Genomic DNA, 25332 nt, shown 5'->3' with positions numbered 1-25332 from the left:
CGATGGGAGTGATCATGAAGCCGCGCCGTTCGGTGCTCGCGTGTCCAGGCAGCAACACGAAAATGATCGGCAAGGCCAAGTCGCTACCGGTGGACGAGGTGTTCCTCGATCTGGAAGACGCGGTCGCCGTCTCGGCGAAGGCGCAGGCCCGTGCCAATATCGTCGCCGCGCTCAACGACACCGACTGGGGCACGCAACTGCGGGTGGTTCGGGTCAACGATTGGTCGACGGCGTGGACCTACACCGATGTGATCACCGTTGTCGAGGGCGGCGGCGCGGCACTGGATGCGATCTTGTTGCCGAAGGTGACCGATGCCGGTCAGGTGCGCGCGCTGGATTTGTTGCTGACCCAGTTGGAGAAGTCCTGCGGCCTCGAGGTCGGCAAGATCGGGATCGAGCCACAGCTGGAAAACGCGCTGGGACTGCGCAATATCGACGCGATCGCCACGGCGAGCCCTCGGGTGCAGGCGCTGGTATTCGGGCCCGCCGATTTCATGGCCAGCATCAATATGCGCACCCTGGTGGTGGGGGAGCAGCCGGAGGGTTATGACACCGGCGACGCCTACCACCACATCCTGATGACCATCCTGCTCGCCGCGCGTGCGCACGGATTGCAGGCGATCGACGGTCCGTATCTACAGATTCGCGACCTGGACGGATTCCGGCGCGCGGCCGCGCGCACCGCCGCACTCGGCTTCGACGGCAAGTGGGTATTGCATCCGAGTCAGATCGACGCGGCCAACGAGATCTTCAGTCCGCGACAATCTGATTACGATCGCGCGGAGCTGATCCTGGAGGCATATGCCTTCCATACCTCGGCCGAGGGAGGCTCCCGAGGTGCGGCGATGCTGGGTTCGGAGATGATCGACGAGGCCAGCGCGAAGATGGCGGCGGTGATCGCGGAGCAGGGCAGGGCGGCCGGAATGCGACGCACCACGCAATTCGCCCCGCCGGAGTAGCAGAATAGGGGCATGACGAATCCCTTGGGGAACTCGAATCGCGCGCGACAGGGGCTGCCAACTCCGCCTTCGGGCTGGCCGGTGGGGTCGTATCCGACCTATGCCGAGGCACAGAAGGCCGTCGACTTTCTGGCCGACGGCCAATTCCCGGTGCAGGACGTGACCATCGTCGGCGTCGACCTGATGCAGGTCGAGCGGGTGCTCTACCGCTTGACCTGGGGCAAGGTCATCGGCGGTGGTGTCGTGTCCGGGGCATGGCTCGGCCTGTTTCTCGGCTTGCTGCTGAGCTTGTTCACCACCAGCGGCGCGCTCGGCCCGCTGTTGGTCGGCCTGGTCGGCGGCATCATCTTCGGCGTGATCACCACCTCGATCCCGTACGCGGCCAGCCGCGGCCAGCGTGACTTCGCCTCCAGCATGCAGTTGGTGGCCGGTCGTTACGACGTGCTGTGTGATCCCAAGTCGGCCGAGCAGGCCAGGGACTTGCTGGCGCGGTTGGCGATCTGACCCGTGGAGGTAGTGGAACAAGTCCGCGGCGAGATATTCGAGCATTACGGCGTCGACGCGGCCGGGGTGGATTCGGCGTCGGTGACCTTCCTGGGGTTGGCGCCGATCGAGATTCTGCGGATCGTGCGCGGCGACCTGGTGCATTACCTGACGCTGGGCGCCTCGCGGCAGCCGATGGGTGACCCGAGCGAGTTGCTCGCCGATCCGGAACGCGGCCCGCGCGGCGAACTGGTGTTGACCTTGCGTTTCGGTGCGGGATCGACCACAGGACTCGCCAAGTCGTTGGGCGTGCTCGCCGCGGCGCCCGCGGTGGAAGGCGTTGTGCTGCAACCGGACGCGTTGCTCGACGTGAGCGAGTCGCTCTGGCACGGCGCGCCGTTCACCGCGGTGCTGCTCGGTCCGAGCGAGTTGCCCGAGGTGGTGTTGCCCGAACCCGCCGACCCCGTGCGGTACTTCGCGGTGACGCCGGTGACCGCGACCGAGGCCGCGTGGGTGCGGGTGCGCGGCGCCGACGCGTTGCGGGAGGCGTGGAGCGAGGCCGGAATCGATGTGCACGATCCCGCGCGCGGTGCGGCCAGCCTGTGAAGGGAATCCTTACAGCCAGTGGTGATGGCGCAGGCTGATCAACAACCCGAGACAGATGAGCAGCACGATGCCGATGACGACGGGATAGCCGTAGGTCCAGTGCAATTCGGGCATGTGCTCGAAGTTCATGCCGTAGATGCCCGCCACCATGGTCGGTACCGCGGCGATCGCCACCCACGCGGAGATCTTGCGCATGTCGGTGTTCTGTTGCACGCCGATCTTGGCGAGCGCGGCGCTGATCAGTGCGCTGAGCGCGTCGTCGAAGTCGTTGATCCGTTCGGCGACGGTGGTGTGATGTTCGGCGACATCGCGCAGATAACGGCGAACCTCCTTGGGGACAGGCAGATCCGGCTTGTGGCTGAGCATCTGGAGCGGCACCGCGAGCGGATTCACCGCGCGGCGTAGCTCGACGACCTCGCGTTTGAGCTGATAGATCGACTCGATGGTGACGGCGCTGCGCGGGGTGAACACCTCCTCTTCCATCTCATCGATGTCGTTCTCGATCAGCTCGGTGACCTCGATGTAGGAATCGACCACACGGTCGGCGATCGCGTGCAGTACCGCGCCGGGGCCGAGCGCGAGTTGACTCGGATCGTGTTCGAGCGCCCTGCGCACCTCGGTGAGTTTCGAGTGTTCGCCGTGGCGGACCGCGACCACGAAATCGGGCCCGGTGAACACGATGATCTCGCCGGTCTCGACGATCTCGCTGACGCTGTGCAATTCGTGTTCGACGTAGCTGACGGTGCGCAGCACGAGCACGAGGACGTCGTCGTAGCGCTCGAGTTTCGGGCGATGATGCTTGTGCGATGCGGTCTCTACCGCGAGTTGATGCAGTCCGAAGGTGTGTGCGATGTCGGCGAGCTGGGTTTCGTCGGGGTCGTGCAGACCCACCCACACGAATCCGGTTCCGCGCTCGCGTACTTCGGCCAGCGCGCTCTCGTGGGTGAAGCGCCCCTTCAGCCGTGCGCCGTCGACGTAGACGGCGCAGTCGACGATCGCCCGCGCCGTGGGCACCGGCACGCGGGGACGCGCCGCGGTGGCCCGGTTCGACCCGCGAAACGACGGTAGTGGGGGTATCGACGGCACGCCGACGATGCTACGTCGAGCACGGCATTGTCGCCGTCGCGTGTGAACTCCTCGGCGCGCACTGCAAGACTGGAGGATGTGCGCATCGACCTGCATACCCATTCCACCGCCTCCGACGGCACCGATACCCCTGCCGAATTGGTGGTCAACGCGGCCGCGGCGGGGTTGGACGTCGTCGCGATCACCGATCACGACACCACGGCGGGATGGGCTCCCGCTGTCGAGGCGCTGCCCGCGGGGTTGACGTTGGTGCGTGGCATGGAGATGTCGTGTATCGGGCTCGGCGAGGACGGTTATCCGGTGTCGGTGCACCTGTTGGCCTATCTGTTCGATCCGACCGATCGCAGTTTCGCTGACGAGCGTGAGCGGTTGCGCGCCGAACGGGTCGACCGATTGCGTGCGATGGCGCAGCGCATGGCCGCCGACGGACTACCGATCGATCCCGAGGCCGTACTCGCCTCGGCGGGGCCGTCGGCGGGTCGACCGCATCTGGCGCGCGCGTTGGTCGCGGCCGGTGTGGTGTCGAGTGTGGACGCGGCCTTCACCGATCTGCTGGCCGCGCGGGGACGCTACTACGTCGAGAAGGCCGATACTCCGCTGCGACGGGCGGTCTCGATGATCGCCGAGGCGGGCGGGGTGAGCGTGCTCGCGCACACCAAGGCGCGCAAGCGCGGTCGGCTGCTCGCGGAGTCGGATATTCGGGAACTCGCCGAGCTCGGGCTCGGTGGTTTGGAGATCGCGCACCCGGACCATTCCGCGCCCGACCGGGAAGCGTTGGCCGGGCTGGCAGCCGAGTTGGGTCTGTTGCGCACCGGCTCGTCGGACTATCACGGCGCGAACAAGACCATCGAGCTAGGGGAGTTCACCACCGACCCCGCGCAATTCGAGGAGTTGGTCGGCAAAGCCACCGGTGTCCCCGTGGTCGTGTCGTGAGGGTGCTGCGCGGGCTCAGCGGGGTGGCCGCCGGTGGCGCGGTCGCGTTGATGTTGGTGGTGGTCGGTGCCGCGGTGATCGCGGGCCGGCGCGGGTTTCCCGGTCCGGGTGGCGAGGCGGTCGCCTGGCATGTGGTGGCGTCGGTTATTGCCGTTGGGGCGCAGATCTATTCGGATCGCCGCCGCGGTGTCGCGTCTCTGTTCGGTTCGGCGGTGGTGTTCGTGACGGCCGGGGTGCTGCTCTGGTCACAATGGTGGGGTTGATATCGGGATATTGGTTGCGGCCAGGTGAATTGTGGCCGAACATTTTATCTTGTGAGTGAACTCGAGACGGACGTACTGGTTCTGGGCGGTGGCCCCGCCGGGATCTGGGCGGCCGTCTCCGCCGCGGCGGCGGGCGCGCGAGTGGTGTTGGCCGACAAGGCGTACTGCGGTGCCAGCGGGCCGACGGCGTTCGGCGTCACCTCGTTGTGGAACATCCCGCCTGGCCGTTTTCGCGACGAGGCCGTGCGGCGGGTGTATCAGCACGGCGGCGAGCTCGGCGACGCGGCGTCGATGCACAGGGTGCTCGCCGAAACCCACGCCCGCATCGAGCAGTTGGCGCGGCGGGGGCACCGATTCCCCGAGGGGCCCGGCACATCCGACCCGGCGTTGCGGGTGTACTTGGACGGCGCCGATTACCTACGGCGTCTGCGCGAGGACGCGCTCGCGGCGGGGGTGCGGATTCTCGATCACCATCCCGCGCTGCAACTGATGGTCGACCGCGACGGTGCCGTCGCGGGTGCGGCGGGAGTACAGCAGCGCAACAGGTTTCGGAACTGGCGCGTGCGCGCGGGCGCGGTCGTGGTCGCGACCGGTGGGTGCGCCTTCCTCTCCGGTGGTGTCGGGACGGAGGTCGACACCGGCGACGGATTGCTGCTGGCCGCGGAGGCGGGCGCCGAATTGTCGGGGATGGAGTTCTCCAGCGCCTACAGTCTGATCGCTCCGCCGCGTGCGGTCGCCGCCGCCGTGCAGTCGGGTTTCGCCACCGGCACGGTGCTGCACTTCGCCACCTTCTACGACCAGACCGGTGCCGCGCTGGAGGGCAACCGCGCCGCGGCGCTCGCGGCGCTCGCTGACGGGCGAAGGGTTTTCGCCGCGTTCGGTGAGGCACCGGATCACGTGCGGGCCTGGCTCGCGGGACACGGCGTCGGCGATGTGCGGCGCAAGGTCGCGGTGCGTGCCGTGCTCGAGGGCACCGTGCGCGGTACGGGCGGCCTCAAGGTAATGGGAAAGCATTGCGCGACAACGGTTCCCGGTCTCTATGGCGCGGGTGACGTCACCACGAGGGAGCAGATCACCGGCGCGGCAGGTGGTTTCGGCGGCGAAGGTGGCGCGTGGGCGATGGCGTCCGGTGCGTGGGCGGGGGCCGGTGCCGCCGAGTTCGCGCACGCTGCCGACCGCGAAGCTCCGGTGCGTATGGTGCCGGGCGCCGGATTGCGCGCGTCCTCGCGCATCGACCCGCGTGCGGTGGTCGGGCTCGTGCAGGAACACACGCTGCCCCTGCGGCGCAGTTACCGGCGCAGCGCGAGCAGCCTGCGCGACAGCATCGCCGAACTCGACTCGCTGTGGCCGGGCGCCCAGCACGGTCTCGGCGGGAGCGGCGCCGACCGTTTGGTCGCCAGGCAGGCGGCGGCCTTGCTCGCGGTGGCGCGGTGGACCGAATACAGCGCGTTGGCTCGGGTCGAGTCCAGGGGGATGCATCGGCGCACCGACCACCCCGGTGTTGCCGAGGGCTGGCGGCTTCGCGTGGCCTCCGGTGGGCTCGACAGCGTGTGGGTGCGCCCGGACGCGTTGGTGACGGCGGCGCCGAGTGATTCGGGAAAGAGTGATTCGGGAAAGGTCGGCGTCGCGGTGCCCGCGCACCTCAGGAGTACCGGGCGCAAGGGAAAAGCTCACCGCTCCAACTCTCGACGTCGCGAGTTTCCGCTTACCTCAGGGTAATTCGCGCGCCTTAGGCTCGAACGGTGGCATTCGGCGGCGCGAGCGGTGACCAGGCTTGGCAACTGGCCGCGTGTACTGGCAGAATGTGGCGAAGTCCGTACCCATGCCACCGCGGGGTATCGGAGCCACGGAGATCTAAGCGGTCTCCGCGCCGCGACGCACTTGTCGCGACCCGAGATAACGCCAGTTCCGTCCGGACACACCCGTCCGGCCTCCGCCGCGCGGATCATTACGCGCAGGTGCTCGAGCTACCCGTCGTCGGCTTGGCCACGGCGAGTTCACATGCCAGTCGTGACCAGGAAACGTCCAGGTCAGCGCACTCGATGAGCGTTGTGTATCACCTTTTAGCCAGATACCCGGTGGTAACCGTCCCCCGGTATAGCCAGATCCGAGCAGGAGTGAAATCGTGTCCTCTGTGACTGATGCACCGAACGCAACCGCTGACCTTTCCGAGATCAGCCACGACGAGATCTTCGCGGGACACCTCGGCGGCAAGCTCTCGGTCGAACTCAGCGCGCCGCTGGATACGCAGCGCGACCTGTCGATCGCCTACACCCCTGGTGTCGCGCAGGTCAGTCGCGCCATCGCGCAGGATGTGGAGTTGACCAAGCGTTACACCTGGACCGACCGGCTGGTCGTCGTCGTCAGCGACGGCACCGCGGTGCTCGGCCTGGGTGATATCGGCCCGCGCGCCTCGCTGCCGGTGATGGAGGGCAAGGCGGCGCTGTTCAAGAAGTTCGCCGGGCTCAATTCCATTCCGCTGGTGTTGGACACCAAGGATGTCGACGAGATCGTCGAGACGCTGATCCGGCTGCGTCCGAGCTTCGGCGCGGTGAACCTGGAAGATATCTCCGCACCGCGCTGCTTCGAGATCGAGAAGCGGGTCGTGGAAGCGCTCGACTGCCCGGTGATGCACGACGACCAACACGGCACCGCGATCGTGGTGCTCGCCGCGCTCAACGGCGCCGCCAAGACCCAGGGCCGCGATATCGCGGACCTGAAGGTGGTTGTTTCCGGTGCCGGCGCCGCCGGTGTGGCTTGCACCAACATTTTGCTGGCCGCCGGTGTCCGCGATGTCATCGTGCTCGATTCGCGCGGCATCATCAGCACCGACCGCGGCGACCTCAACGAGGTGAAGGCCGAGTTGGCAACGCGCACCAACCCGCGCGGCAGCAATGGTGGCGCGGCCGAGGCGCTGGCCGGGGCGGACGTGTTCCTCGGCCTGTCCGCCGGCAAGATCGCGGAGGAGTACATCGCCTCGATGGCGCCCGAGTCGATCGTGTTCGCGATGTCCAACCCGGACCCGGAGATCCATCCCGACGTCGCGCGCAAGTACGCCGCGATCGTGGCCACGGGGCGCAGCGACTTCCCGAACCAGATCAACAATGTTCTCGCCTTCCCCGGCGTGTTCAAGGGCGCGCTGGACGCGGGCGCCCGCAGGATCACCGAGGGCATGAAGTTGGCCGCCGCCAACGCCATCCTCGATGTGGTCGGCGACGACATCGGCCCCGAAATGATCGTCCCCAGCCCGCTCGACCCGCGCGTCGCTCCCGCGGTGGCCGAGGCCGTCGCGGCCGCGGCTCGCGCGGAGGGTGTGGCGTAGGCCCACGTTTTCGTGCGCAGCAGGCGCCCACCGTCGTTGCGGCGGTGGGCGTCGCTCGTCGTCGACCCGCAGTGTGGTGTGGGTGATGTCGTAGTCACGCGCGAGGGGTCACGCGCGAGGGGTCACGCGCGAGGGCGCGCTCGATCCGTCGGCGCGGGCCGTGGCAGTCGGTGGGTTTCGGGGGCTGTCAGGGTGTCTCGGGCCGTGTTCACCCGCCGGAGTGCGAGGCGAATCCTGGCGACGGGACGTTCGCCGGTACATTCTGTGTGTTCGGCCGCATGGTGATTCATGTCGGCTTCGTCGGTCTCTCGGAGAGTTGGTGTCGCAGAGTGATGTTGGCCGCGCCGCCGCGGATGCTGGCTCGAATCATGATCGTCGCGACCGCGACACTGGCCGTGTCCTGCGGCGCTGACGACGGCGCGCGAATCACGGTCGGCGCAGGCGATTCCCTCGAATCCACGGTGCTGGCCGAGATCTACGCCAACGCCCTCGCCAGGACCGGCGCCCGTACCGCGGTGCAGCGCGATCTCGGCGAACGCGCCGACTATCTCGCCGCCTTGGACGCGAACCGTGTGCAACTCGTCGCCGAACACACCGGCGCGCTGCTGAGCTACTTCGATGCCGATGCCGATGCCGATGCCGATGCGGGCAACCGCACGCGCAAGCCCAAAGAAGTCTCCGACGCGGTGAACGGCGCACTCCCGGAAGGCCTCGTCGTCTCCGACCCCGCCGACGGCGCCGACCTCCGCGCGCGCGTCCTGCTCACCGAAGAAGCCGCGACCAGTGCGGACATCCACAAGGTCGATGACCTCGCGCCACAGTGCGCGACCACCGCCGTCGGCGTCCTCGCCACCACGGACTCGATCGCCCAACCCAACACCCTCGCCAGGGATTCCGGCTGCGAATTCGCCGCGACCCTCGAGTTCCCCGACTGGGCTACCCTGCGAAAAGCCCTGCTGGACGGCCAAATCCACGCCGCCCTCCTGAACGCCCCCACCGCCGAGGCCACCACAGGACTAGTCGTCTTGCCCGACGACACCTACGCCATCCCCGCCGAAAACGTGGTGGCCTTGATGCGCAAAGGAATGCTCGACGCAACCCAGTCCAAAAAGGTGAACTACGTATCCGGTGAACTAACCACCGACGAACTCACCGAAATGATCCGCCGCGTCCGCGACCAACACGAAACCCCGGCCACAGTAGCCAACGCCTGGCTAGACGACCACGCACTCTAACCCCCCCCCCAAAAAAAAAGCCGAGATCACCAGGACATCCTGTCGGCTGCTCCCACAAATGCCCACACCCATGTCCTGGTGATCTTGTAGATCTCACTGTTACGGCCACCACATCTGCTTGGGTGGGGCTTGGGGCGGCGTATAGTCCATTTGGATTATTCGGCGTGGAGTATTCCGGTTGGAGTATGTGTCGGGTTGCGGGTGCCGTTTCGCGTATTCGAGGAAGAGAGGTGTGGCATGGGGTTGACGCCGCTGGGGGTCGGGGTGCTCGCACTGCTCGAAGAGCGACCTATGCATCCCTACGAGATGTATCAATTGCTGGTATCTCGTGGTCAGGACCGGCTGGTGAAGCTGCGACCGGGGTCGCTGTACCACACGGTGTCGCGGCTCGCGGAGCGCGAACTCGTGCGGTCGGAGGGCGTGGACCGCGACGGCAATCGTCCCGAACGGACCACCTACCGAATCACCGATTACGGCCGCGAGAGCCTGCGTACGCGGGTTTCGCAGATGCTCACCGAGCCCGCGCAGGAATATCCGGAGTTCTCCGTCGCGTTGGCAGAAGCGCACAACCTGCCCAAGGAAGATGTGCTCGCGCTGCTGCGTGAACGGGTGTCTCGGCTCGAGGCCGACCTGGCCGATATCGAGTCGATCATCGAGGCGGCGCTGGCGCGCAAGTCGAAGCGGCGTTACTGGATCGTTCTGCCGTATCTACACGCGACAACGGGCGCTCAGATCGAATGGGTCAACGGCTTCATCGCCGACCTCATCAGCGGGGAGATGGAGTGGGCGGAATTCGATCCGGCCACCGGCGGTCGGATCGACACAGACGACGAAGCGTGTTCGGCGCACGTACCAGACGCCGAGCCGATGCCACACAGCGCCGAGTCGGCGCGCAAAATCTGAGATAGGAATCGGATTTCATGTCCACACAACGCAACCCGTGGCTAGCGCTCAGCGCGCTTGTCGTCGGTTTCTTCATGATCCTGCTGGACATGACGATCGTCGCGGTCGCCAATCCGGCGATCCTCAGCAGTATGCACGCCGACATCTCCCAGGTGATCTGGGTGACCAGCGCCTACCTGCTCACCTACGCGGTGCCGCTGCTGGTCACCGGCAGACTCGGTGACCGCTACGGGCCCAAGAACATCTACCTGATCGGCCTCACCGTCTTCACCGCCGCCTCGCTGTGGTGCGGATTGTCGGGCACGATCGGCATGCTGATCGCCGCGCGTGCCGCGCAAGGCATCGGCGCCGCGCTGATGACACCACAGACCATGGCCATCATCACCAGGACTTTCCCGCCCGACCGTCGAGGTGCGGCGATGGGCCTGTGGGGCGGCGTTGCCGGTCTCGCGACGCTGGTCGGCCCGATCCTGGGTGGCCTGCTGGTCGACGGCCTCGGCTGGGAGTGGATCTTCATCGTCAACGTTCCCGTCGGCCTGATCGCGTTCGGCTTGGCGGTGTGGCTGGTTCCGGCGCTGCCCACCCACAAGCACAAGTTCGACGTGCCCGGTGTGCTGCTCAGCGGTATCGGCCTGTTCCTGCTGGTGTTCGGCATTCAGGAGGGCAATAGCTACGACTGGTCGCCGCGCATCTGGGTGACGATCAGCGCCGGTGTTCTGGTGCTGATCGCGTTCGTCATCAACCAGGCACGCAACCGTGGTGAGCCGCTGCTCCCGCTGAGCTTGTTCCGCGATCGGAACTTCGCGATGTCGAACGCGGCGATCGCCGCGATGGGTGCCTCGGTGACCGCGATGATGGTGCCCGCGTACTTCTACTTGCAGAGCGTGCGCGAGATGACGCCGACCGAGTCGGCCCTGGTGTTCGCGCCGATGGCGGTCCTCAGTGGCGTCGCCGCGCCGTTTATCGGCAAGTTCTCCGATCGGGTGCACCCGAGGATCATTCCGACGGCGGGCTTCGGGTTGTTCGCGATCTCGGTGTTCCTGTTCGCGGTGCTGATGACACCGACTTCGCCGATCATCTGGTTCATGCTCGCGGGTGCGCTCGCGGGTCTGTCGAACGCTTGCATCTGGGCGCCGCTGGCCTCGACCGCGACGCACAATCTGCCGATCCATCTGGCCGGCGCGGGTGCCGGTGTCTACAACACCACCCGTCAGGTCGGTGCGGTACTCGGTAGTGCGGCGATCAGCGCACTGGTCGCGGCACGGTTGAGCGCGAACGGTCTCGGCGGCGGTCAGCAACAGTCGATGGAGGGCGGTGGCGGCGCCATCCCCGAATTCGTCAAGGACTCCTTCAGCAGCGCCCTCGGCCAGGCCATCCTGCTACCGGCCTTCATCCTGCTGATCGGCGTCGTCGCCTCGGCCCTGTTCATCCGCCACGGCGCCTCCGCCCCCACCAACCCTGGCGAGCGCCGAGCCAAGGCCGACTCCGTCAGCGCCTGATCCAGTACCCGTTGCTCCGCGGCATTACCGCTGTGGAGCAACGGGTTTCCTGTCTAGACCTCGTCGATGGAGATACCGACACGTTCGGCAAGGGTGGGATCACCGCTCGCAAATCGCCTGGGCTGTAGTGGTTCTGACTGGCGGCGAACCCGTGCGGCCGCAAGACGTATCGCGTCGCGCAAGATCGCGGCTTCGCTGACGTCGTCGCGTACTGCGGCTTCTTTGCTAGTCGCCAAGTCGTCGGCGTCGACGTGCGCCAAGGTCTTTATCAGGGTCATGGGAGAAGAACGCCGCATCGGTCGAGGTAGGACTTACCGGGTCCAACCGATCATGTTGTAAGGCAACATGTTACAGCGAAAGCTCGGTGAGCCGGTCCCAGTCGATGGTGACGCGAATCGGCAGTTCCGCCACTGTTTCCGAACTCCGCGCATCCAGTACGCCGTGCGGGCGGTACTGGCCGAAGGCATGATCAAGGACGTGGACTTCGATGGATTTCACGCTGTTGTCGACGACCCAGACGATCCAGTACCAGGGGATCCCCGCGAGTGCGTATTCGGCCTTCTTCTCGGCGACGTCGACCTTTTCCGTGCCGGGGGAAACCACCTCGATGATCAGCTTCACCAGCGATGTCGGAAGCGGTCGGACCTCGGGTGGCGCGCACTCGAACAAGGCGACGTCCGGCCGTCGGATCGTTGTCCTGGGTAACTCCCACAGCACGACATCGAAATCAGTCTCCACGTCGAGGCAACCGTCTTGATACTGGCGCACATGTGCTTCGGCGGCCGATTCGAGCATGTTCGCCAACCGGCGGGCCGCCTTCTGATGCGGCCTTGTCGGTGACTCGGCTCGGATAGCCTCGCCATTGACCACTTCGACCTCACGGCAGAAGTCCTCGGGGAGTTGTCGCCAGATCTCCAGGGTGATGGGCTCCGGCTGCAAGTTATCGGATTTTGCCCAGTCGAAGATGGCGGACATCTGCACTCCTTGGGTCGGGCCCGATGGGGGCAAACTCGATCTTAGCCGCAGCTCACCCCACCTGGACCAGGACCGACGGGTAGCCGCTGGCGCCGTCGGGGATGACGTCGGCGCGGGTGGCGGTTTGGGTTTCGCCGGTGCCGTCGGTGGCGCGGGCGCGGATGGTGTGCTGGCCGGGGGTGGCATCCCATTCGTAGACCCATTGGCGCCAGGTGTCGATGGATTGTTCGTCGGCCAGGCGGGCGGGTTGCCATGCGGCGTTGTCGATTTGGACCTCGACGCCGCTGATGCCTCGGTGTTGGGCCCAGGTGATGCCCGCGATCATGGTGTGGCCCTTGTCGATTCGGCGTCGTGGGCGTGGGGTGTCGATGCGGGTGCCGGTTTTGATCGGGCCCTGTGCCGACCAACCGCGACGGGTCCAGTAGGCGGTGGCGCGGTCGTAGCGGGTGACCTCCAGTTCGGTCACCCATTTGGTGGCGGAGACGTACCCGTAGAGGCCGGGCACGACGAGCCGTGCCGGGTAACCATGTTGCACGGGAAGGGGTTCGCCGTTCATGCCGACGGCGAGGATGGCGTCGCGGCCATCGGTGAGTGCCGACAGCGGCGTGCCCGCCGTCCAGCCGTCGGTGCTGCGGGAGAGCACCATGTCGGCGTCGGGGTGTGGTCCGGCTTCGGCGAGGAGTTCGTCGAGTCGGTAGCCGAGCCAGCGCGCGTTGCCGATCAGGTCACCGCCCACTTCATTGGACACACACGCCAAGGTGACCAGGCGTTCGACGGCAGCGCGGTTCGCCAGATCATCCCAGGTGAGCACGATTTCGCGGTCGACCATGCCGTGGATGCGCAACGACCACGAGTCCTTGGAGACCTGTGGAACCACCAAAGCGGTGTCGATGCGGTAGAACTCGTCGTTCGGTGTGAGGAAGGGCGTGAGTCCCGGCAACCGCAGTTCCGATCCCTCCAGGATCGGTTCCGGTGGTGCGATCGGCTGCGGTAGCCGCACGGCGGCGCGTTCGCCGGAGACATCGGTGCGCAACGAGCCGAACAGCTTGCCGCCGATCCCCGCGACTGCGGCGACGCCACCCGCGATCGCCATGCCGCGCAACACTTGTCGTCGCGCGGGGAGCGTGCTGGCCGAGTCGTTTTCGGTTCGCGCCGTTGTGCTCGGGTCCCGAGTTCCACCCGACGTGCTGGGGGCATTCGCGCGGTTCGAGTCCTTCGCTACGGGTGCGGGGGCTTTGTCGACGTCGTGCTGTGACTCGCCCGTCGGCGCGACTCGAGGTGAGTCGGCGGTGTTCGGTAGCTTCTTCGTGTCATCGGCGGGAAGCGCTGCCGCGGGGTCGGTGTTCGGGAGCTCCGCCGTCATCTCTGCGCCGGACACGCCCGTGGCAGGCTCACCTGTGTCCGTTTCATCGGAGGTGTCAGCGAGGTCAGATGTGCCTGTGTCGCTGAATATTTCGCTTGATCGTGCAGGCTCGGGCAGGTCATCGATCCGCCGAGTCAGTGCCCGCAGGGCATAGATTCCCGCACCCACCCCGATAACGGTCGGCACCACCGCGATCACGCCACCGCGCCCGATCACCACGACCGCGGCCACCAGCCCGAAAACCCCGAGCATCGCCGACCCCGCGAACACCGCCGTCCGTTCCAGCGCACCGGCAAGCCCGGCGACAACCACCGCGACCACACCCATGATCAGATACAGCACCGCTTTGTCGCTGGTGCCGAAAGTGCTGATGGCCCACTCCCGCAGTGCGTCCGGCGTGTGGTCGACGACGGTGGCGCCGAGCGCGTTGAGCGGGGCGGTGTCGGCACCGAAGAATGCCGCGAGCAGTTCGGCGACCCCGAGGATCACCGCCGCGGCGAGGATCCCGGCTATCACACGAAGACGCAGGTGAGCCATGGTTGCGAGCCTACGTCCGCGCGCACGCGCACAAGATGACCATTCTGTGACGTGCGAACTGCTGCGGACGGTGGCAGACCGAAGGCGCTGGCCAGGTCGCGGCATGCGGCACGCCATCAAGTGCGCCGACACCGCACTGTCCGCATCAAATGCTGTGCGTGATCACCCACTCGGCGTCACACTCGACACCGCTGTCGAGCACCTGGCTTTCCCGACGAGGAGATCCCTGTAGTAGCGGATCCTGCGCCGTCGACGTCGGTGATGCACGCTTGCCGTTGGTGACACAGGCCGCGAGCGTGGTGCCGAGCTGCGGTGACGACCGGGGTGCGCATCCACGTCTGGGTAGTCCGCGGGGCCGACGTCGGTGGCGTCGAAGTCGTCGGCGGCTACACCCTCGAATCCGACCTGCACGCACTCGAGCGCATCGTGGATCCGCACGCTTGCCGGTAAGACGAATCTCCCAGGAAATCACGCTGATCGACTTGCGGTATCTCGTATCGAGGACGGGCGACGGTGCGTGTAGGGATAGCGCAATGACAAGGAAAGGCGCTGCCCGCGTCAATAGTTCGCGGGCAGCGCCTCTATCCGAGAGGGCTCAGCTGTAGATCTCGGCGACGTCCTGCTCGTGCTGCTTCATCACGACCGCGCGCTTGAGCGACATCTTCGGGGTGAGTTCCCCGGTCTCCTGTGTCCAGTCGATCGGCAGGATGCGGATCTTCTTGATCGCCTCGGCCCGCGACACCTTCTTGTTGGTGTCGGCGACCGCGGCCTCGATCTCGGCGTTGAGGTCGGGGTTCTCGATCAGCTTCTCGATCGGGGTGTCGGCGGGCAGGTTGTTGCGTTGCAGCCAGCCGGGCAGCGACTCGGGGTCGAGGGTGATGAGCGCGCCGACGAACGGTTTGCCGTCGCCGACCACCATCACCTGGCTGATCAGCGGGTGCGCGCGCAGTGAGTCCTCCAGCACGCCGGGGGAGACGTTCTTGCCGCCCGCGGTCACGATGATTTCCTTCTTGCGCCCGGTGATGGTGACGAAGCCGTCGCCGTCGATGGCGCCGAGGTCGCCGGTCTTGAACCAGCCGTCGACCAGGGCTTCCTCGCTGGCTTCGGTGTTGCCCCAGTAGCCGTTGAACACGACGGGACCGCGCAGCAGCAACTCGTTGTCTTCGGCGATCTTGGCGGCGTGGCCGTCGAGCGGGCGACCGACGGAACCGACACGAATGTGGCCGGGAGTGTTCACCGTGATGGCCGCGGTGGTCTCGGTGAGCCCGTAGCCCTCATAGATGGTGACGCCGACGCCGCGGAAGAAGTGCCCGAGGCGCGCGCCGAGCGGGCCGCCACCGGAGACGGCCGCTTCGCACTGTCCGCCGAGCGCGGCCCGCAGCTTGGCGTAGACGAGCTTGTCGAACACGGCGTGCTTGAGCTTCAGCACCAAGCCGGGCCCGCCCTTGTCGAGGGATTCGCTCCACTCGATGGCGGTCTCGGCGGCGGCGTCGAAGATCTTGCCCTTGCCGCCGTCGTGTGCCTTCTGCTTGGCGGCGTTGAACACCTTCTCGAACACCCTCGGCACCGAGAGGATGAAGTGCGGCTGGTAGCTGCCGAACTGCTCGACCAGTGTCGACCAGTCCGAGCTGTGCGCGACGACGACCTTGGCGTCGAAGGCGGCGAGGGCGACCGCGCGGGCGAACACGTGCGCCAGCGGCAGGAACATCAGTGTCTTCTTGCCCTCGGTGACATACTCGCTCAACGCGATTCGGTCCGACTTGGACTCGGCGTAGAGGTTCGCGTGCGAGAGCATGACGCCCTTGGGGCGGCCCGTGGTCCCGGAGGTGTAGATCAGAGTGGCGGGCGAGCTCGCGTTCACCTTGGCGCGCCGCTGGTGCACGGCGTCGTCGTCGAGGTCGGCGCCGCGAGTGATGAGCTCATCGACGGCACCCTTGTCGATTTGCAAGGTTTCGCTCAGATCGGGCAGTGCGTCGGCCTCGATCTCATCGATGACGGCGCGGTGCTTGTCGCTGTCGACTACCGCCAGCTTGGTCGCCGAATCCTGCAGGATCCACTTGGCCTGTTCGGCGGCGGAGCTGTCGTAGATCGCGACGGTGCAGGCGCCCGCGGCCCAGATGGCGAAGTCGAGCACGGCCCACTCGTAGCGGGTCGGCGCCATGATGGCGACGCGATCGCCGAGTTCGATGCCCGAAGCGATCAGGCCCTTCGCCACCCCGGTGACGGTCTTCGCGAACTGCGCTGCCGTCACGTCCTCGTATCCGCCGTTGGCGCCGGGGACGTTGAACACGACCGTGTTCGGCGCCTGCTCGGCGTGCCGGAAGACGTTATCGGAATTGTTCGCGTCGTCCGGGATGGTGTAGGAAGCCGGGACTTCGAACTCTCGCATCTGTGCCCTTCCAGGTGGGTTTACTCGCCAGTAATCTACGACACCCGCGTCCAGGCTTGCGAGTGAGGCGTCAACTCTCGCCGAAGTGGCGCCGCGCGAGCGTCGAGCGCCCTTGCGGCGTCGGTTTCTATCCTAGGTCGCGCATTCGCACTGGTTGGATCGCTTCCCTGAGGAATTCGGCCAGCTCGGTGGTTGCCGCGGCGGCGTGTGCGACCAGCCCGGATTGCAGCTGGGCGACGTGCCACAGGCCCGTGCTCTCGGTGAAGCGCGCGTGCACGCCCGCCGCGTGTAGTGCCTCGACGAAGTCCACGCATTGCGGGTGCAGCAACTCGCTGCGGTCGACCTGAACGTAGGTCGGCGGCAGCCCGTGCAGGGTGCCGGTGAGCGGCGCGTAGCCGGGGTCGGCGCTGTCGCCGCCGCCGAGGTAGGCGGCCGCGCACACGCGCGACCACGACTTGCTGATCACCAGGTCGCGATCTCGTTCGGGGATCTGGTTGGGGTCGACCCATGGCGCGATCAGTCCGAGCGCGGCGGGGGTGTGCCCGTGCTTCGCGATGAGTCGCTGGGCGAGCGCGAGCGCGAGCCCGCCACCGGCCGAGTCACCCGCGACGGCGATCTGGTCGGCGCTGAATCCGGTGTTGTCGATCAACTCGAGATACGCGGCTTCGGCGTCCTCCAGTGCGGCGGGGAAGGGGTGCTCCGGTGCCAGCCGGTAGTCGAGAACGTAGACGGCGCAACCGATTTCCTTCGCCAGCCGCGCGGCGAGCGAGCGGTGGGTCTGCGGTGAGCCGACCGCGTACCCACCGCCGTGCAGATACAGCACGGCACCGGCTTGCTCGGTGACGTTATTGGTGACCAGCTCGGTCGGCCGTCCGCCGAGCTGGATACGCGCCACATTGGTGTCGGAGGGCACCGGTTGCGCCCGCGAACTGAGGTCGAGCAGCAGCCGCTGCGTGCGCCACGGCAACCGGCGGTTGAGCGTGACTCGGTAAAGGGGATTCAGCGCCGCCCGCACCACGGGCAGCGGAAAGGTGATGTCCCGCATTGCTTTTCCTTGCTTCGGCTGAGTGCTCGACGTGTTCGAATCAGGCACGTGTTCGATCGGGTCCTGCGTTCGACCGGTTTACGGAATGAAGCGTCCGCTGACCGTCGCGGCGATGCGCTGGTAGTAGGACCCGGTGACGCGGACGAAGATGTCGAGCAGCTTGGCTTCCCAGCCGATCAGCACCCGGCCGTGGCCCTTGCGCACGCCCTCGGTGATGGTCTGCGCCGCCATTTCGGGGGTGTGGATGGCCAGCTTCTTGTCGAACATCGACGCGGCCTCTTTACCGTCGATGCCCTCGGCGTAGGTGGCGCTGCGCGCGACGGCGGTCTTGATGCCGCCGGGGTGCACGGTGGTGACCTTCACCGGCTTCTTGCCGATCAGCATTTCCTGACGCAGCGACTCGGTGAACCCGCGCACCGCGAACTTCGCCGCGTTGTAAGCACTTTGGCTCGGGACCGCGATCAGCCCGAACAGGCTGGAGATATTGACGACGTGCCCGTCACCGGACTCGATGATCAGCGGCAGGAATGCCTTGGTGCCGTTGACGACGCCCCAGAAGTCGACGTCCATGATGCGCTCGATGTCCTTGAACTCCGAGCGAATGACGTCACCGTGGTAGGCGATGCCCGCGTTGTTGTAGATCTGGTGCACCTTGCCGAAGTGTGCCTTGACGGCGTCGGCGTAGAGCAGCACCGCTTCGCGCTCGACCACGTTGAGGCGGTCGGACTTCACCTCGGCGCCGATTTGTTCACAGCGCTTGGTGGTTTCGGCGAGGCCCTCGGTGTCGATGTCCGACAGCGCGAGCTTGGCGCCGCGGCGGGCGAGGTTGAGGGCGAGCGCGCGACCGATACCGGAGCCCGCCCCGGTGATCACACAGACCTTGTCCTTGAAGTAAGCGTCATTGCTCATCGGGTTGTCACCGCTTTCAGATCGGCTCGGTTGCCGTGGTCGGGATCGATGGTTGTCGTGTTGTAGGCCGCCACGTCGAATTCCTTGGTCAGCCTACGGAATTGGAAGGTGAAATCGGGCCACAGCGTGGTGTTGTTGCCGTGCTTGTCCAGATACCAGCTGGCGCAACCGCCGTTGAGCCACACGCTGTTGCGCAGCTTGCGTTGCAGGTCGGTGTTGAACGCGTCCTGCACGCCGCGTCGGACCTCGACGGTGCGCAGGTTCTTCTTCTCGATCGTGCGCAGCGCGTCGGCGACGTAGTTGATCTGCGATTCGATCATGTACACCATCGAGGTGTGCCCGAGCCCGACGTTGGGGCCGAGTAGGAAGAACAGGTTGGGGAAGTTGGCGATCGAGGCACCCTTGTAGGCCTGCTGACCGATGTCGTCGAAGACCTCCGCCAGGGTGCGGCCGTCACGGCCGACGATCGCGTTGTAGGTCGGCGAGTCGGTGACGTGGAAGCCGGTGGCCACGATCAACGCGTCGATCTCGCGTTCGGTGCCGTCCTCGGTGACGATCGAGTTGGCGCGAATCTCGGCGATGCCTTCGGTGACGACGTCGACGTTGTCCCTGCTCACGGCGGGGTAGTAGTTATTGGAGATCAGCATGCGCTTGCAGCCGATCCGGAAGTTCGGGGTGACCTTCTTGCGCAGTTCGGGGTCGGGCACCTCGCTGCGCAGTTTCGCCTTGGCGATCAGTTCGAAGCCGCGCATCAACGGCGGGAACTTGGCCAAGCCGACGACCTGGGTTTCGCGCGCGGCGTAGATGGCGGCCCGAGACAGTCGCTGGAATCCTGGAATGTGTTTGAAGGCAAGGTGTTCGAGCTTGGTGTAGGGCCGGTCGAAGCGCGGTAGCAACCAGGGTGCGGTGCGCTGGTAGACGTCGAGGTGGCCGACCTGCTCCGCGATCGCGGGAACGATCTGGATGGAGGAGGCGCCGGTGCCGATCACGGCGACGCGCTTACCGGTGAGGTCGGCGTCGTGGTTCCAGCGCGCGGAGTGGAAGGTCTCGCCCTCGAAGGTGTCGATGCCCTTGATGTCGGGCAGCGCGGGTTCGCACAGTGCGCCGACCGCGGAAACCACGGTGTCAGCGGTGAATTCGCCCTGGGTGGACTTGATTTCCCATTGGCTGGCCTCGGCGTTCCAGCGGACGCTGGTGACATCGCAGTCGAAGATGTGCTTGTCGAGCACGCGGTGCTGCTTGGAGACCTTCTGGATGTACTGCTGGATCTCGCCTTGGCGGGAGAACGAGCGCGACCAGTCGGGGTTGAGCGCGAAGGAATACGAGTACAGGTGCGAGGGCACGTCGCAGGCGGCACCCGGGTAGGTGTTGTCGCGCCAGGTGCCACCGACATCGCTGCCGCGTTCGAGCACCAGGTAGTCGGTACGACCCTGCTGGCTCAGTCGGATCGCCAGGCCGAGCCCCGCGAGTCCGCTGCCGATGATGATCGTCTTGGCGTGGCGGGCAGGCGTGCCCTCAGCGGCGTCAGCAACACCGGTGTTGTCTGTAACCTTGCGACTCATGTAACGAAGCGTACGGTCCTATTGAGCGCGAGTCAACAGTATTGACTGCCGTTCAGTAAAGTGGCCGATGTGAGCAGCAAGATTTCGGGAGAAGCTACGAAACGCACCCGCCTGAGCCCCGACGAACGCCGCGACCAACTCATCACTCTCGGCACGAAAATGCTGGGTGAGCGTGCCATCGAGGACATCTCCATCAGCGAGATCGCGGCCTCGGCCGGGATCTCCCGTGGTCTGCTGTTCCACTATTTCCCGACCAAGCAGGACTTCCAGTTGGCGATCGTGCAGCACGCGAACGCGGAACTGATCGAACGCGTCACCCCCGACCGTAATCTCGGCGTCTTCGAGATGCTGCGCGATTCGATCACCCGCTACATCGAGTACGTCAGCGAGAACCGGTCCTCGTACGCCGCTCTGCTGCGCGGCCCGACCAGCGTGAGCCCCGACCTCGTCCCGCTGGTCGACCAGACCCGAGGCGCCATCATCGGCATCATCCTCACCGAGGTCCCGGTGGAGGTGGACGAGGTGGATCGTCCCCGGCTGCTGCTGGCCATGCGCGGCTGGATCGCCTTCGTCGAGGAAACCACGCTCACCTGGCTGGGTGCGGAGTCGATCACGCGCGAGCAGTTGATCGACTTGTTGGTCGAATCCCTTATCGCGCTGGCATTTTCATTGAATCCCGCGCTCGCCGAAGCGTTACGCGGATAAGGCGTCACCGCGTCGTATCGCGGTCACGTGAGGTCCGTCGACAGCTCCTCGATCACCTTGCGCACACGCCGCTGCCGGGTCTCGGCCTGCTTCGCCGATTCGACCGAGGTGACGTGTTGGCGGCGCTTGCTGAACGAGAGCTTGTCGAACCGTTCCTTCGCCGCCGGGTTGTCGGCCAGCGCCTCGGCCAGGTCGCCGGGGACCTCGACCGTGCGCTCCTCGGTATCCAGCTCGAGCGTGACCGTCACGGTGTCACCGGCGCGCACGCCCGCGCTTGTCCGATTGTCGGCGCTCAGCGGCAGCATGAACACACCGCCGTACATCGCGACCGTGCTGCGATAGGTGTGCGCGCCGAGTGTGACGCGCACCGGCGGCTTCTTGCCGCGACCTAACGCCGCGACCACGTCGTCGGGTACTCGAAAACCGGTCGCGGTCTTGCCGTTCAGTTCGATCGTGGTGTCGAAGCGGTGCGTGGTCACGGTGCTCCGTTCGTGGGATCGCGGTTCGTGGGATCGCGGTTCGTTGGATCAATCGGGTGCGGTGCTCGTCGACGACAAGTTCTGTGCGCGGGTCGTCGCATGGAACCGATCATCGCAAAGAACATTCCGCGATATTGCCGATCCGCCCGCAGATGTATGTGCGTGCGCTGTGCTTGTGATGAGCGCTGCGGTGCGCCACAGGCGTTTTGACGCTGCGCCCGAACGATCAGCGGGTGCGGATCGACAGTTCGTTGCCGCGCTCCACCCCGAAGGGCAACACGAGCGAGAGATAACCGTTGCTCGGATCGCGCACGTACTCCAGGTATCCCGTTCCCTCGAACGCGTTCTCGCCGATGACGAACGCGCCGGGCCGCAGGTGTGGCTCCAGCAGATCGAGGACCGGGCGATACAGGGTGAACGAGCCGTCGAGCAGCACCAGGTCGACCGGACCTCCGACCTCGCGCAGTGTCTCGAGGGCGTCGCCGACGCGAATATCGACCAGATCGGCGAGGTCGGCTTCGGTCAGGTGCGCGCGGGCGCGCTCGGCCTTGCTCGGCTCCAGTTCCGTGCCGATGACCTGCCCGCCGCCATTGTCGCGAACAGCGGCGGCCAAGTGGATGGTCGAGATACCGAACGAGGTGCCGAACTCGACCACGGTGCGTGCCTGGCATCCACGAGCACACATGTAGAGGAACCGGCCGAATTCCGGTGATACGGCCAAGAAATTGCCCGCGACCCGATGCGCGACGGCGCGATAGTCCTGCGTCTCCGCCTCGAGCATGCGGCTGATCGCTGCCTCTTGCGATTCGATTCCCTCGAACATGTCCTCCGCGAGCGTCGCGTCGGCGGCTTGGGCCTCGGTGAACAGCCGACGCAGGGTGGTGTCTGCGGGGTCGGTGGTGAGTGAGTTCATGACTTTCTCCTTGTCGTGGACGTGCTTGTTCGCCCGGTGAGGGGTCGCATCCCACTGGGATTCAGGTCAGTCGAGTCCGGTGCGTCCGCGCGCCCAGTACGCTTTGGCGGCGATCGAGTCGGCTCGTCGCTGCCAGCCGCGCTCGGCCCGCCGCAAGGCGTGAACGGTAGCCGCGTCACCGCTGGCGATCAGACCGAACGGTGTGTTGTCCGAGTCGGCGGCGGCTCGGGACTTGTCAATCAATTCCTTTCTGTCGGTGGACTTCTCGACGATGGTGCTGTTGTCTTCGAAGCCGAGAGTCGACAACAGCGTCGTTAATTCGGCGGGATCGCTAGCCTCGAAGACATGCCGCACTCGCGTGTTCACGGTGCGCAGCGCGCAGGCGAGGCCGACGCTGGATTCGTCGCCGACGAACACCAACCGGCCGCGCGCTTTGCTCAGGTCGATCGAGCGGCGCGGTCCGAGCACCTCGCACGCGTCATCGACCGCGACCTGTGTGAACCAGCGCGCCGCCGGCCCGTCGCCGTGCGCGTAGGCGAGTAGATCCGTCGAGCCGAGGTCGGTGTCCCAGTGCGTGGGGGTGTAGGTGCGCAGACTCAAAGTGCCTCGGTTCGGGCGGAGTTGGAGTTTCGTCCCCGGTGTCCACTGCGTGGAGCGGAACCCGTCGTCCTGGATCGAAATTCGCACGAATGACGGTGAGAGTTTCTCGACCGAGGTCACTTTCGTGGTCTGAAGAAATGCGTCACCAGCCAGATCGGCCAGCAGTTCGGTCACTTTCGCCATCATGTCTCCGTTCGAGCGACCTTCGGTCAGCGAGTAAGGTAATCCTAAATAATCCGGGGAGCGCTATGCGGCCAACAACGGCCCCGAACCAGCCAACGATCGCGCGGAGCGAAGGCGACGACATGACAGAAGCCGACACCCTCATCGAGGCACCGCTGATGAACGTCGGCGGCGGTGAGATCCCGTCACGCCTCGCGCTGCACCCGCACCATCACGACGAACACATGATCTGCTGGTCGGCCATGGCCACCGTGGCCCTGCGCATCGACGACCGTGAATGGCTCGTCCCGCCGACGCACGCCCTGTGGGTGCCCGCCGGTACCACGCACATCACCGCGACGGTGCGACCTGGTCAAGGGCACGTCGTCCTACTCGACCCCGCCCGCTGCTCGATCACCTGGAGCGAACCCACCGCCGTTCTCATCACTCCGTTGATCCGCGAGCTCATCCTGCATCTGGGTAGTCATCGCGAGGAACGAGAGCTGCGCGCATACATCGAACCGTTGCTACTGGCCTTACTGGAACCCGTGCCAAGCAACACCTTTCAGCTCCCGCTCCCAGTCGATCCACGCGCCCGACTCATCGCCGAAACCCTCATCGCCGACCCCGCCGACCGCCGCGACCTCACCGCCTGGGCGCTACACACTCACAGCAGCGTGCGCACCCTGAGCCGTCTGTTCACCCGCGAAACCGGCATGACCTTCGTCGGCTGGCGCGCTCACCTGCGGGTGCGGGCCGCGCTCACCCATCTCGCCGACGGCACCCCGGTTTCCGCCACCGCCCGCGCTGTCGGCTACCACAAACCCGGCGCCTTCGCCGCCGCCTTCCATCGCATCACCGGTCAACACCCCAGCGCTTACCGCCCGGGTCGAAGCGCGCGCTGAACGAGCGGCGCAACTGTTCCCGGCTCGTGCGCAGGACATGCGGGTGAAGTTCCCCGGAAACTTCCGCGGAGCAGGACTGCGGACCCAGAGCAGTGGGATTTTATGCATCAGGGCCGGGGCTGGCTTCGTGCGGGCGCCGCCCCGCTGAGGTCCTGGTGATCTTTGTCGGTTCGGGTCGAAATACGTGCCACGGAGCATCGGGGCGATTAGTTCCTTGGCGCTGTGTCGTCACAAGAGGTATGACTTCTTCAACCATTGGTAGTTTGTTGCTTGCCAGCTCGGACCCCGCGCGGTTACGGGATTGGTATGTCACCGCGTTCGAGCCGAAAGTTTCTCGCACGCCCGGTGGCCCTGGGATGGACATTCTCGACTTCGGCGGGTTCTACGTGATGCTCGACAGTCGGGATGACGTCGGCGCGGCCAACCCGGAACCCGGTCGGTTGATCCTCAATATCGACGTCACCGACGCCCGTGCGGTGGTCGGCCGCATCGCCGACCTCGGTGGCGGTTGGGTCGCCGAACTCGACGACCGCGACGGCAGCCTCTTCGCCACCGCCCTCGACCCCGACGGCAACTATGTCCAGCTCGTCCAGCTCAGCCCGAAACACCTCGCCGAAATGACGGAAGTAGCGGAGGCCAGCCGATGACACTCGCCAACAGCCACGCGTTCAGCGGATTCTCCACCAACGACACCGCAGCGGCCACCAAGTTCTACGCCGACACCCTCGACCTGCGCGTCACCGAGGACAGCGAGATGGGCGTCCTCACGCTGCACACCGGCGGCGGCCCCGTCCTGGTCTACCCGAAGCCCGACCACACCCCGGCCTCGTTCACGGTCCTGAACTTCCCTGTCTCCGATATCGAGGCCACCGTCGACGAACTCGCCACCCGAGGCGTCCACTTCGAACGTTACGAATTCGCCGAGCAGGACGATCGCGGAATTCACCGAGGGGGTGGCCCGCTCATCGCCTGGTTCGAAGACCCGGCGGGCAACGTACTCTCCGTAATCCAGGAGTAAAGTACTCGGCGGCAACACCTTTCGGTGGTACCGAGGGGAGCGGCGCGGTCGGGACCGAAGCCACCGCGCCGTGTTTCGATGGCGCTCGTCTGCGATTGAAGATGTGTGCGAGTGTGCTGTGCTGCCAGGTGATCTTGGCTTCGCGTATAGGTGTTCCCTATGGCAAACGATGAGAATTCGTCTTTGCCTCTCGATCGTTCTCGGACATACCGTGAAATTGCTCGACAAGGTCGGCAACGTGAATTCCGATGAAGCAGTATGGGTTTCGCGCGCCGTGCCTATTCCGTCGAGCAATTTCACGGCGGTCCGAGAGGGCCGGTGGCATGACCACAATGCGCGAGCGGGGCCAGCAGCCTCGTCGTGTAGGGCGGTCAATTCCCCAGGGGCTGAATCCGACTTGACCGGTCCGGCACGTGATCGGGAGAGCTCGCGGGTCGCTCGGTCGGGTCGAGTCTGGTCGAAGTCGCGGTGGGCGTCGCCG

26 protein-coding genes are annotated in these 25332 nt (G+C 66.0%); 15 read left to right on the top strand and 11 right to left on the bottom strand.

Going from position 1 to position 25332, the window contains the following annotated elements:
* The first annotated feature begins 2 nt into the window (after window positions 1-2).
* Genes ABEA50_RS01100 through ABEA50_RS01090 form a run of 3 tightly spaced genes read left to right on the top strand, consistent with a single transcriptional unit; the run spans window position 3 to window position 2048 of the window.
* The gene (locus tag ABEA50_RS01100; RefSeq protein WP_345493062.1) at window positions 3-959 is read left to right on the top strand and encodes an HpcH/HpaI aldolase/citrate lyase family protein; all 957 of its coding nucleotides are present in this window, start codon (window positions 3-5) and stop codon (window positions 957-959) included.
* Between the two features lie 12 nt (window positions 960-971).
* Window positions 972-1463, top strand: a complete 492-nt coding sequence (locus ABEA50_RS01095) for a YflT domain-containing protein (RefSeq protein ID WP_345493061.1) — start codon at window positions 972-974, stop codon at window positions 1461-1463.
* Window positions 1464-1466: 3 nt separating this feature from the next.
* Window positions 1467-2048: a suppressor of fused domain protein gene (locus tag ABEA50_RS01090; RefSeq protein ID WP_425577498.1), complete on the top strand. Its 582-nt coding sequence runs from the start codon at window positions 1467-1469 to the stop codon at window positions 2046-2048.
* A 9-nt stretch (window positions 2049-2057) separates the two neighbouring features.
* Here ABEA50_RS01090 and ABEA50_RS01085 read toward each other — a convergent pair whose 3' ends face one another.
* Entirely contained in the window at window positions 2058-3134 is a 1077-nt protein-coding gene (locus ABEA50_RS01085; protein ID WP_345493059.1) for a magnesium and cobalt transport protein CorA, read from the bottom strand.
* A 78-nt stretch (window positions 3135-3212) separates the two neighbouring features.
* On the opposite strand from ABEA50_RS01085, the gene ABEA50_RS01080 reads away from it, so the two are divergent.
* The 7 genes from ABEA50_RS01080 (at window position 3213) to ABEA50_RS01050 (ending at window position 11289) form a co-directional block, all read left to right on the top strand.
* Window positions 3213-4067: a PHP domain-containing protein gene (locus ABEA50_RS01080; RefSeq protein WP_345493058.1), complete on the top strand. Its 855-nt coding sequence runs from the start codon at window positions 3213-3215 to the stop codon at window positions 4065-4067.
* Window positions 4064-4330 carry a hypothetical protein gene (locus ABEA50_RS01075; RefSeq protein ID WP_345493056.1) on the top strand — a complete coding sequence of 89 codons (267 nt, stop codon included), beginning with the start codon at window positions 4064-4066 and terminating at the stop codon, window positions 4328-4330. Before ABEA50_RS01080 ends, ABEA50_RS01075 begins: the two co-directional genes overlap by 4 nt.
* A 51-nt stretch (window positions 4331-4381) precedes the next feature.
* Window positions 4382-6049: an FAD-binding protein gene (locus tag ABEA50_RS01070; protein ID WP_345493055.1), complete on the top strand. Its 1668-nt coding sequence runs from the start codon at window positions 4382-4384 to the stop codon at window positions 6047-6049.
* 406 nt (window positions 6050-6455) lie between these two features.
* On the top strand, window positions 6456-7652 hold the full coding sequence (locus tag ABEA50_RS01065; RefSeq protein WP_425577497.1) for an NAD(P)-dependent malic enzyme: 1197 nt from the start codon (window positions 6456-6458) through the stop codon (window positions 7650-7652).
* 278 nt (window positions 7653-7930) lie between these two features.
* Window positions 7931-8887 carry a glycine betaine ABC transporter substrate-binding protein gene (locus ABEA50_RS01060; RefSeq protein WP_345493053.1) on the top strand — a complete coding sequence of 319 codons (957 nt, stop codon included), beginning with the start codon at window positions 7931-7933 and terminating at the stop codon, window positions 8885-8887.
* A 237-nt stretch (window positions 8888-9124) separates the two neighbouring features.
* On the top strand, window positions 9125-9790 hold the full coding sequence (locus ABEA50_RS01055; protein WP_345493052.1) for a PadR family transcriptional regulator: 666 nt from the start codon (window positions 9125-9127) through the stop codon (window positions 9788-9790).
* Between the two features lie 17 nt (window positions 9791-9807).
* Window positions 9808-11289: a DHA2 family efflux MFS transporter permease subunit gene (locus ABEA50_RS01050; protein WP_345493051.1), complete on the top strand. Its 1482-nt coding sequence runs from the start codon at window positions 9808-9810 to the stop codon at window positions 11287-11289.
* Between the two features lie 53 nt (window positions 11290-11342).
* Here the strand turns inward: ABEA50_RS01050 and ABEA50_RS01045 are convergent, their stop codons facing one another.
* The 3 genes from ABEA50_RS01045 to ABEA50_RS01035 form a co-directional block, all read right to left on the bottom strand.
* The gene (locus ABEA50_RS01045; protein WP_345493050.1) at window positions 11343-11567 is read right to left on the bottom strand and encodes a hypothetical protein; all 225 of its coding nucleotides are present in this window, start codon (window positions 11565-11567) and stop codon (window positions 11343-11345) included.
* Window positions 11568-11637: 70 nt separating this feature from the next.
* Window positions 11638-12264, bottom strand: coding sequence for a Uma2 family endonuclease (locus ABEA50_RS01040; protein WP_345493049.1), 627 nt, complete (start codon window positions 12262-12264; stop codon window positions 11638-11640).
* Window positions 12265-12316: 52 nt separating this feature from the next.
* Entirely contained in the window at window positions 12317-14164 is a 1848-nt protein-coding gene (locus ABEA50_RS01035) for a molybdopterin-dependent oxidoreductase (protein ID WP_345493048.1), read from the bottom strand.
* A gap of 312 nt (window positions 14165-14476) precedes the next feature.
* Between ABEA50_RS01035 and ABEA50_RS01030 the strand changes: the two genes are divergently transcribed.
* Window positions 14477-14614 (top strand): hypothetical protein, encoded by a 138-nt coding sequence (locus tag ABEA50_RS01030; RefSeq protein ID WP_345493047.1) that lies wholly within the window; start codon window positions 14477-14479, stop codon window positions 14612-14614.
* A gap of 145 nt (window positions 14615-14759) precedes the next feature.
* On the opposite strand, the gene ABEA50_RS01025 is transcribed toward ABEA50_RS01030, so the two are convergent.
* From ABEA50_RS01025 to ABEA50_RS01010, 4 genes are all read right to left on the bottom strand, one after another.
* Window positions 14760-16553 carry an AMP-dependent synthetase/ligase gene (locus ABEA50_RS01025; RefSeq protein ID WP_345493045.1) on the bottom strand — a complete coding sequence of 598 codons (1794 nt, stop codon included), beginning with the start codon at window positions 16551-16553 and terminating at the stop codon, window positions 14760-14762.
* Window positions 16554-16680: 127 nt separating this feature from the next.
* Window positions 16681-17598, bottom strand: a complete 918-nt coding sequence (locus ABEA50_RS01020; protein ID WP_345493044.1) for an alpha/beta hydrolase — start codon at window positions 17596-17598, stop codon at window positions 16681-16683.
* 78 nt (window positions 17599-17676) lie between these two features.
* On the bottom strand, window positions 17677-18507 hold the full coding sequence (locus ABEA50_RS01015) for an SDR family NAD(P)-dependent oxidoreductase (RefSeq protein ID WP_345493043.1): 831 nt from the start codon (window positions 18505-18507) through the stop codon (window positions 17677-17679).
* Window positions 18504-20069: a flavin-containing monooxygenase gene (locus ABEA50_RS01010; RefSeq protein ID WP_345493042.1), complete on the bottom strand. Its 1566-nt coding sequence runs from the start codon at window positions 20067-20069 to the stop codon at window positions 18504-18506. The genes ABEA50_RS01015 and ABEA50_RS01010 overlap by 4 nt, the downstream gene beginning before the upstream one ends.
* Window positions 20070-20138: 69 nt before the next feature.
* On the opposite strand from ABEA50_RS01010, the gene ABEA50_RS01005 reads away from it, so the two are divergent.
* Window positions 20139-20774, top strand: coding sequence for a TetR/AcrR family transcriptional regulator (locus ABEA50_RS01005; protein WP_345493041.1), 636 nt, complete (start codon window positions 20139-20141; stop codon window positions 20772-20774).
* A 23-nt stretch (window positions 20775-20797) separates the two neighbouring features.
* On the opposite strand, the gene ABEA50_RS01000 is transcribed toward ABEA50_RS01005, so the two are convergent.
* From ABEA50_RS01000 to ABEA50_RS00990, 3 genes are all read right to left on the bottom strand, one after another.
* Window positions 20798-21253 carry a YdeI/OmpD-associated family protein gene (locus tag ABEA50_RS01000; protein ID WP_345493039.1) on the bottom strand — a complete coding sequence of 152 codons (456 nt, stop codon included), beginning with the start codon at window positions 21251-21253 and terminating at the stop codon, window positions 20798-20800.
* 226 nt (window positions 21254-21479) lie between these two features.
* The gene (locus ABEA50_RS00995; RefSeq protein ID WP_345493038.1) at window positions 21480-22166 is read right to left on the bottom strand and encodes an O-methyltransferase; all 687 of its coding nucleotides are present in this window, start codon (window positions 22164-22166) and stop codon (window positions 21480-21482) included.
* Between the two features lie 66 nt (window positions 22167-22232).
* The gene (locus ABEA50_RS00990; protein ID WP_345493037.1) at window positions 22233-22949 is read right to left on the bottom strand and encodes a siderophore-interacting protein; all 717 of its coding nucleotides are present in this window, start codon (window positions 22947-22949) and stop codon (window positions 22233-22235) included.
* Window positions 22950-23071: 122 nt separating this feature from the next.
* Between ABEA50_RS00990 and ABEA50_RS00985 the strand changes: the two genes are divergently transcribed.
* The 3 genes from ABEA50_RS00985 to ABEA50_RS00975 all read left to right on the top strand — a co-directional run bounded on the left by ABEA50_RS00985 (window position 23072) and on the right by ABEA50_RS00975 (window position 24851).
* On the top strand, window positions 23072-23833 hold the full coding sequence (locus tag ABEA50_RS00985; RefSeq protein WP_345493036.1) for a helix-turn-helix domain-containing protein: 762 nt from the start codon (window positions 23072-23074) through the stop codon (window positions 23831-23833).
* Window positions 23834-24072: 239 nt separating this feature from the next.
* Window positions 24073-24480 carry a VOC family protein gene (locus ABEA50_RS00980; RefSeq protein WP_345493035.1) on the top strand — a complete coding sequence of 136 codons (408 nt, stop codon included), beginning with the start codon at window positions 24073-24075 and terminating at the stop codon, window positions 24478-24480.
* Window positions 24477-24851 (top strand): VOC family protein, encoded by a 375-nt coding sequence (locus ABEA50_RS00975; RefSeq protein WP_345493034.1) that lies wholly within the window; start codon window positions 24477-24479, stop codon window positions 24849-24851. The genes ABEA50_RS00980 and ABEA50_RS00975 overlap by 4 nt, the downstream gene beginning before the upstream one ends.
* The last annotated feature ends 481 nt before the right edge of the window (window positions 24852-25332 follow it).

Origin of the sequence: Nocardia callitridis, assembly GCF_039543305.1 — a bacterium.
In the GTDB taxonomy this organism is placed as follows: domain Bacteria; phylum Actinomycetota; class Actinomycetes; order Mycobacteriales; family Mycobacteriaceae; genus Nocardia; species Nocardia callitridis.
This window is presented reverse-complemented; position numbering and strand designations above follow the sequence as displayed.